7 protein-coding genes are annotated in these 6,911 nt (G+C 56.7%); 3 read left to right on the top strand and 4 right to left on the bottom strand.

Annotation, left to right across the window (positions count from 1 at the left end):
- Nucleotides 1-270 (bottom strand): GMC family oxidoreductase N-terminal domain-containing protein (locus OES20_05835; protein MDH3634210.1); only part of this gene is annotated, 270 nt, incomplete at its 3' end.
- A gap of 186 nt (nt 271-456) precedes the next feature.
- On the opposite strand from OES20_05835, the gene OES20_05830 reads away from it, so the two are divergent.
- From OES20_05830 to tdh, 3 genes are read left to right on the top strand one after another with little or no spacing between them, the layout of a single operon-like run.
- Nucleotides 457-1,632, top strand: a complete 1,176-nt coding sequence (locus OES20_05830; protein ID MDH3634209.1) for an MFS transporter — start codon at nt 457-459, stop codon at nt 1,630-1,632.
- A gap of 45 nt (nt 1,633-1,677) precedes the next feature.
- Nucleotides 1,678-2,871, top strand: a complete 1,194-nt coding sequence (locus OES20_05825; GenBank protein ID MDH3634208.1) for a glycine C-acetyltransferase — start codon at nt 1,678-1,680, stop codon at nt 2,869-2,871.
- 9 nt (nt 2,872-2,880) lie between these two features.
- On the top strand, nt 2,881-3,903 hold the full coding sequence (tdh, locus tag OES20_05820) for an L-threonine 3-dehydrogenase (protein ID MDH3634207.1): 1,023 nt from the start codon (nt 2,881-2,883) through the stop codon (nt 3,901-3,903).
- 119 nt (nt 3,904-4,022) lie between these two features.
- On the opposite strand, the gene OES20_05815 is transcribed toward tdh, so the two are convergent.
- From OES20_05815 to OES20_05805, 3 genes are all read right to left on the bottom strand, one after another.
- Entirely contained in the window at nt 4,023-5,081 is a 1,059-nt protein-coding gene (locus tag OES20_05815; GenBank protein ID MDH3634206.1) for a permease, read from the bottom strand.
- Nucleotides 5,082-5,116: 35 nt separating this feature from the next.
- On the bottom strand, nt 5,117-5,425 hold the full coding sequence (locus OES20_05810; GenBank protein MDH3634205.1) for a metalloregulator ArsR/SmtB family transcription factor: 309 nt from the start codon (nt 5,423-5,425) through the stop codon (nt 5,117-5,119).
- A 147-nt stretch (nt 5,426-5,572) separates the two neighbouring features.
- Entirely contained in the window at nt 5,573-6,880 is a 1,308-nt protein-coding gene (locus OES20_05805; protein MDH3634204.1) for an MmgE/PrpD family protein, read from the bottom strand.
- Between the last annotated feature and the right edge of the window lie 31 nt (nt 6,881-6,911).

Raw genomic sequence — 6,911 nt, 5'->3', positions numbered from 1 at the left:
TGGGTAATAGATTGTTCTGCCGTCGAGCCCGGCCTGCGGAAGGCTCTCGTAGCCCCAGTCGAAGCGGGGATTGCCGAAGATAAAACCGTTGCCGGCCGGCATGCGCACGAACAGGCTGTTGCCGTTGCCGCCGGCTTCGACCAGGCAAACCGTGACATCGGGATCTTCACACAGACGCGCGGCCAGCGTACATCCTGCCGAGCCGGCGCCGGCAATGACGTAGTCGAAGATCTGGTGTTGGCTCATGGATGGGAACGTGAAGATATCCATGCCTGAAATTGGGTGGCATCATAGCAATAACGTTTTTAGTTGCAAAAGATTTAAAGTGACTCTTGGGTATCCTCGGCTCCGATGCATCGTTACAAACCATGGGACAGCAGGGGAGCATGATTACCTCCAACCTGTCATACCGCGGCTTGACCGCGGTATCCAGGTTTGAAACATGATCATTAAAATATGAAAGACCGGCCCATTCTATTGCTCGCTATCGCCCAGACACTGATCTGGGCCTGCCTGTATTACAGCTTCCCGGCGTTGCTACTGCACTGGGAGCAGGCGCTGGGCTGGAGCCGTGCCGACCTGACCGCGGCGATCACGCTGGCCGTGTTTGTTTCCGCGTTTTGCTCGCCGCTTTACGGGCGCCTGATCGACGCTGGCAAGGGCGCCTTGATGATGACTTCTGCAGCAATTCTCGGCGGTTGTTGCCTGCTGCTGCTGACCCGGATCGAGACTCTGTGGCAGTTCTACCTGCTCTGGAGCGTGATCGGGGTCTGCATGGCGGGCAGTTTATACGAGCCGTGCTTCGCGTTGATCACGCGTGCGCGCGGAGCAGATGCCAAGCGCGCCATCATCATGGTGACGCTGATTGCGGGTTTTGCCGGTACCATCAGTTTTCCGGTGGCACACAGCATGGCGATTAACTTCGGCTGGCGCGCGGCGATGATGTTATTTGGTCTCACCTCGATCCTGGTGGTGGCGCCGATCATGTGGCTGGGTGCCAACGCGGTCGAAAAGGACGGTAATGCGCGCCGAATTGCCGATATCTATCCGTCGACGACGCAGCGATCATTTCTTTATTCACCGGTGTTCTGGTGTCTCGCGATCGGTTTCGGCCTGACCGCGTTGATGCACGGCATCACGTTGCATCATTTATTGCCGATTCTCGATGAACGCGATATTCATCCCGAAGTGGCGGTGATTGCCATATCCTTCATCGGCCCGATGCAGGTCGCGGGTCGTCTGGCGATGATTGCTGCGCAGCGACATGTATCCAATCACGGCATCGCGATTGCCTGCTTCGTGCTGATGGGAGTTTCAATTGTTCTGTTGATCGGCGCCGCCGCGACCCCGGCCCTGTTGATCGCGTTCGTGATTTCTTTCGGTGGCGCCTGGGGTGTCGTCAGCATCGTGCGACCGGTGATTGCGCGTGAACTGCTGGGAGAGCGCCAATTCGGCGCCAAGTCGGGCGCGCTGGCGCTGGTTTTCCTGGCAGGCTCCGGGTCGGCACCTTTCCTCGGCGCGCTGGTCTGGTCCTGGGGTGGCTACGACCTGGTATTGCCGGGGCTGACGCTGCTCGCGCTCACCGGCCTCGCGCTTTACCTGGTCGCGCAAAAAACAGCCACCGGGGTATAAATTTGGTTAGTATATGATCCTGGAGAGCAGATCGGGGTAAGCGCAATGTCACATCAATTCATCGCCCACTTGGAGCAGGAACTCAAGTCGATCGAAGCACAGGGATTGTACAAGCGCGAGCGACCGCTCGATTCAGCCCAGGGGGCCAGCGTGCATGCCCAGAACTGGGACAATGATTTAATTAATCTCTGTGCCAACAATTACCTCGGTCTCGCCAATCACCCCGACATGGTTGCGGCGGCGCATCACGGTCTCGACAGTCATGGCCTCGGCATGGCCTCGGTACGCTTTATCTGCGGCACCCAGGATATTCATAAGACGCTCGAACAGAAGCTGGCCGCATTTCTGAAAATGGATGATGCGATCCTGTTTTCATCCTGCTTCGATGCCAACGGCGGAATTTTTGAAGTGTTGCTCGGCGCCGAGGATGCAGTCATTTCCGACAGTCTCAACCATGCCTCGATTATCGATGGCATCCGTCTGTGCAAGGCCCAGCGCCTGCGCTATGCCAACAGCGATATGGACGAGCTTGAAGCCAGGCTGATCGAGGCTGAAACGGCCCGCTTTCGGTTGATTGTGACGGACGGGGTTTTCTCGATGGACGGCACTTACGCCAACCTGCCGGCAATCTGTGACCTGGCCGAACAATACGATGCGCTGGTCATGGTCGACGACAGCCATGCCATCGGGTTTATCGGTGAGCGTGGTGCCGGCACCCCGGAACTGCTGGGTGTCGAGGGCAGGGTGCATATCACCAGCGGAACTTTTGGTAAAGCGCTCGGTGGTGCCAGTGGTGGCTATATCACTGCACCGCAGGCGGTAATCGATCTGCTGCGTCAGCGCGCGCGGCCCTACCTGTTCTCAAACAGTCTGGCACCGAGTATCGTCACGGCCACGTTGCACGCGCTCGAGTTGCTCGAGCAAAGCGCTGATTTGCGGCAGAAGCTGGCCGAAAATACGGCCTATTTTCGCACCCGGATGCAGGAAGCCGGATTCGATATCATCCCGGGTCAGCATCCTATAGCCCCGGTTATGACCGGTGATGCGATGATCGCACAGCAGCTCGCGAGCGAGCTGATGAAGCACGGTGTTTACGTCACCGCCTTCTCGTTTCCTGTGGTGCCAAAAGGAAAAGCACGGGTGCGTACCCAGATGAGCGCCGCGCACAGTCGCGAGCAGCTCGATAAAGCCATCGACGCGTTTGTTGCTGTCGGCAAACAGATTGGATTAATCCAGTAGGAGATTGACATGAGAGCCCTGGTAAAAGCTCACGACAAACCGGGTCTGTGGCTGCAAGATGTGCCCAAACCCGAGCCCGGACCGGAGGACGTGTTGATCAAGGTCAACGAGGTTGCCATCTGCGGCACCGATCTGCATATCTATAACTGGGATCAGTGGGCGCAGGAACATGTGCCGGTGCCGATGACCGTGGGGCACGAATATATCGGTATTATCGAGCAAATCGGGGATATGGTGCACTCGGTCAAGGTTGGGGACAGGGTTTCCGGCGAGGGCCATATCATGTGCGGCGAGTGCCGCAACTGCCGCGCCGGCCGCGGCCACCTGTGTCGGGATACGCGAGGTGTCGGGGTTAACCGCCCCGGTGCGTTCGCCGATTACGTCTGCATCCCAGCCGATAATGCCTACAAGATTCCCGAGGAAATCAGCGATGACATCGCATCGATACTGGATCCCCTGGGCAACGCGGTGCACACCGCGTTATCGTTCGACCTGGTGGGTGAAGACGTGCTGATTACCGGTGCGGGCCCGATCGGCCTGATGGCGACGGCGGTCGCGCGCCATGTCGGTGCGCGCCATGTCGTGATTACCGACGTCAACGAAAAGCGCCTCGGCATGGCGAATCAGTTCGGCGCGACGCGCACCGTCAGGGCAGGGCAGGAGGATTTGCATGACGTCATGGAAGAACTCGGCATGCTCGAGGGATTCGATGTCGGTCTCGAAATGTCGGGCAACGAAAACGCGCTACACGACCTGATCGATATTATCAATCACGGCGGCAAGATCGCTTTGCTCGGGCTCTATCCAAACAGCCCAAGCGTTAACCTGAACCTGGCAATATTCAAGGGGCTTAGCCTGAAGGGCATCTACGGGCGCGAAATGTTTGAAACCTGGCACAAGATGATAGCGATGTTGAGCAGCGGCCTCGACGTGAGCCCGGTAATCACCGATCACATCGATTTCGAGGATTTCGAAACCGGGTTTACCCGGCTCAATGCCGGCGAAGCCTGCAAGGTCGTGATGCGACTCTAACCAAAGTCGTTGGCGTCATGCCGGACGTGACCGATACGTCGGACCGCCGTCAGTCTTCATTGCGGGCATGACCCGCAATCTATTGCAGCATGATTGAATTTTTCCCGGCGCAGAATTCTCTAGATTATGCCGCCGCTGAGCTGGTAGATCCACGCAGTCATGATCGAGCCGGACAAACCGAGTAGCAGGTAAAGTATGAAAACCGGTTTCTTGACCAGAGCCCAGACTGCGATCGCTGCCGGAATCGATGACACCGCCCCGGCGGTCACGAAAGCCATCGCCGCACCGGGTGTCATACCAATTTCAAGCAATCCTGAAATCAGCGGGATCGCGGCGTAACCGTTCAGGTAAGACGGGGCCCCGACAATCGCGGCCAGTGGAATGGCAAACGCGTTATCGATGCCGACATAGCCGGCGATCCAGTCGGACGGGATGTAGGCAATCATCAGGCTTTCAAGGAAAAAAGCCAGGGCCAGCCATTTTCCGAGAAACGTACCAATTGACAGCGACTCGGTCCGGAACAAGTCGATGCGCGCGGATTCGCGCCAGAATTTCCAGAATACCTGGGTTGGTTGATCATCGGCACAACTGCTACTGCAACAGCGGCTGACACCGGCCCGCAGCGGTGCTTCGAGCCCGCCGTAACGTTTGATCAGCAGGACTGAAAAACCCGCCATTAATCCCATCGTCATCGCGGCAAGGGTTTTGGCAACGGCGAAGTTAAAACCGATACCTGCCGCGGTAAGGATAAACATTTCGGGATCCATGATCGGAGACGCGATCCAGAAAGCCATGACGGGTGCCAGCGGCACGCCGGCTCCGAGCATCGCGGCGATCAACGGGATAACACCGCAGGAGCAAAATGGCGAAATTGCACCGACCAGGGCGGCGAGTACTGTTGCGCGAACCGGGTTGCCGCTAAATGCCCTGGCTATCAGGGCATCGGCACTGGTGGCCTTGGCATAGGCCGCGACGCCAATGGCCAGTGCGAAGTAGGGTAACATTTCCAACAGGGATTCAAGCGTCGATAACACACTGACTGCGAGTTGCGGTGGATCAATGACCGCCAGCAGGATCATGATCAACAGCAGGGCATTGAATACCTTGTCCCTTGCTATCGATATCACGAGTGGCAAAAGCGGATGATTACGCGTTGCGGTTTCGGTACATGTATTCATATTTCTAGTAATCTCGAAATATAGTGGTTAAAAAATCACGCTGCGTCATTGCGAGTAATGGCATCGGCACAGCATTCTTGCGTCAGGTAATCAACCAGGTCTGCGATCAAGGCGTACTCGATTCTGCAGATCAGAGTGGCCTGCTGACGTTCCTGCCGGATCACACCCGCGGATTTCAGATGCGAAATATGGTGCGTCAGCGTCGACCCGGGAATGCCCAGTTTCTGCTGAATCATTCCAACCGGTAGTCCTTCGTCGCCAGCCCGCACCAGCAGGCGCACGATCTTGAGTCGGGTTGGATTGCCGATCTTGGCGAGAATATTAGCGGCGGTTTCGAGTTTCATGGCTGTGATTCTAGGATATTTTTCTATTGATATCAACTATATTACTAGAATTATCGAAATAATTATTAAAGTATAAACTGATCCGCACTCAATCATTCCCGCGTAAGCGGCCCTCTAGCGCACGCTGTGTTGACGTAGTGGAATCTTTTAACATGTGACGTGCTTGATAAAATCGGGAAATATGGTGTTGGGGCTATTGTCGGTGGGCAGGGCAAGCACGCCGTTGCACAACTGGCTCGCCTGGCTTTCGCTTAATCCACCGTACCGTAACAGGCCCATCGCCTTGTCGCGCATCTCGTCATTGTCCAGTGCGAGCTCGGGGTCTCCCTTGCAATCCCGGCGCGATACCTTGAAACTCTCGCCGGATTCCGTGACCGCGGTTACCTCGGCACCCCAGGATACCGGGTAGCTCGACGCGTAAGGATCGACGACCGACACGGTGGTTGACCGGCGCAATTTTTCACTGCGTTTCCTGGCGCCGGCATCGAATGAGTCGAGGCCCACATTGCCTTCGAGAACCGCGATCGCCGCGGTGTGGTAGAGCGAGAATTTCGCCTGGTACTCGGTCTCAGGTTCGGGACAATCGCAGACGTCAAGTGCCGCCTGGTAGGTTTTGATGCCGATCTTTTTAACTGGATTGCCGTCAAGTACATCGTGGATTTCAAGCGCACAATCGATGACTGGATGGGTGTGTCGGCACGAAGGCCAGGGCTTGATCGATGTCAGCTGCAGCTGCCAGCTTGCTTCCGGCTCGACGAGCAGTTTTCGCGGTTCGGGATCGGCACACATCGCCGCAAAGAATCCCTTTTTGCCCTCAAGAATTTCCGGCGAACCGGTAAAACCCTGCAGCGCGAGTTCCGCAGCAAGCATGCCCGACTCGCAGGCGCGTCCGGCGTGCAGGTGTTTACTCATGGCACCTGTTTCCATGAACTCCCAGAAGCCGCTGGCCTGGGTGCCGGCGTTACCCATTGCATTCAGGGTTTGTTGATCATCGAGTTCAAGCAGTGTGGCTGTGGCCATTGCCGATCCGAATGGACCGCAGGTAGCAGTGTTATGCCAGACCTTGTAATGGCTCGGTCCCACTGCCGCGCCGATACGGCACATGGCTTCGAATCCGTGCAATACGGCAACCAGCATCTGTTCGTTACTCGACCCCAGCTTCGCCCCCAGTGATAAAACAGCCGGCACTACGACACAACCGGGATGGGTCACAGATGCCCGGTGAAGATCATCGGTTTCGGTGATATGGGTAAGTGCACCCATCAGCATTGCCAGGCGCTTGTTGTCCATGTCGCCCCGTGCTGCCCAGTCGCGTAAAATTTCACCAACCCTGGTTGCACTGCCGGCATAGGCGCAGGCAATCGCGTCAAGGCTTAACATGCAGGCCTGTTTCAAATCCAGGTCTGAAATCGGTTTGTTGCGAACCAGTGCGATTAGTTCTTGTGTCAGGCTCATTGAGATTCCAGAATAGTCACGGCTTTCAAGC

It is taken from the genome of Gammaproteobacteria bacterium, assembly GCA_029862005.1.
GTDB lineage: Bacteria > Pseudomonadota > Gammaproteobacteria.
The sequence above is the reverse complement of the archived record's forward strand: the minus strand, read 5'-3'. Positions and strand labels throughout refer to the sequence as shown.

Coding starts and splice junctions, on each gene's coding strand:
- OES20_05805 (MDH3634204.1), bottom strand. CDS start 6,880: ATGAGCCTGACACAAGAACTAATCGCACTGGTTCGCAACAAACCGATT.
- OES20_05825 (MDH3634208.1), top strand. CDS start 1,678: ATGTCACATCAATTCATCGCCCACTTGGAGCAGGAACTCAAGTCGATC.
- OES20_05830 (MDH3634209.1), top strand. CDS start 457: ATGAAAGACCGGCCCATTCTATTGCTCGCTATCGCCCAGACACTGATC.
- tdh (MDH3634207.1), top strand. CDS start 2,881: ATGAGAGCCCTGGTAAAAGCTCACGACAAACCGGGTCTGTGGCTGCAA.
- OES20_05810 (MDH3634205.1), bottom strand. CDS start 5,425: ATGAAACTCGAAACCGCCGCTAATATTCTCGCCAAGATCGGCAATCCA.
- OES20_05815 (MDH3634206.1), bottom strand. CDS start 5,081: ATGAATACATGTACCGAAACCGCAACGCGTAATCATCCGCTTTTGCCA.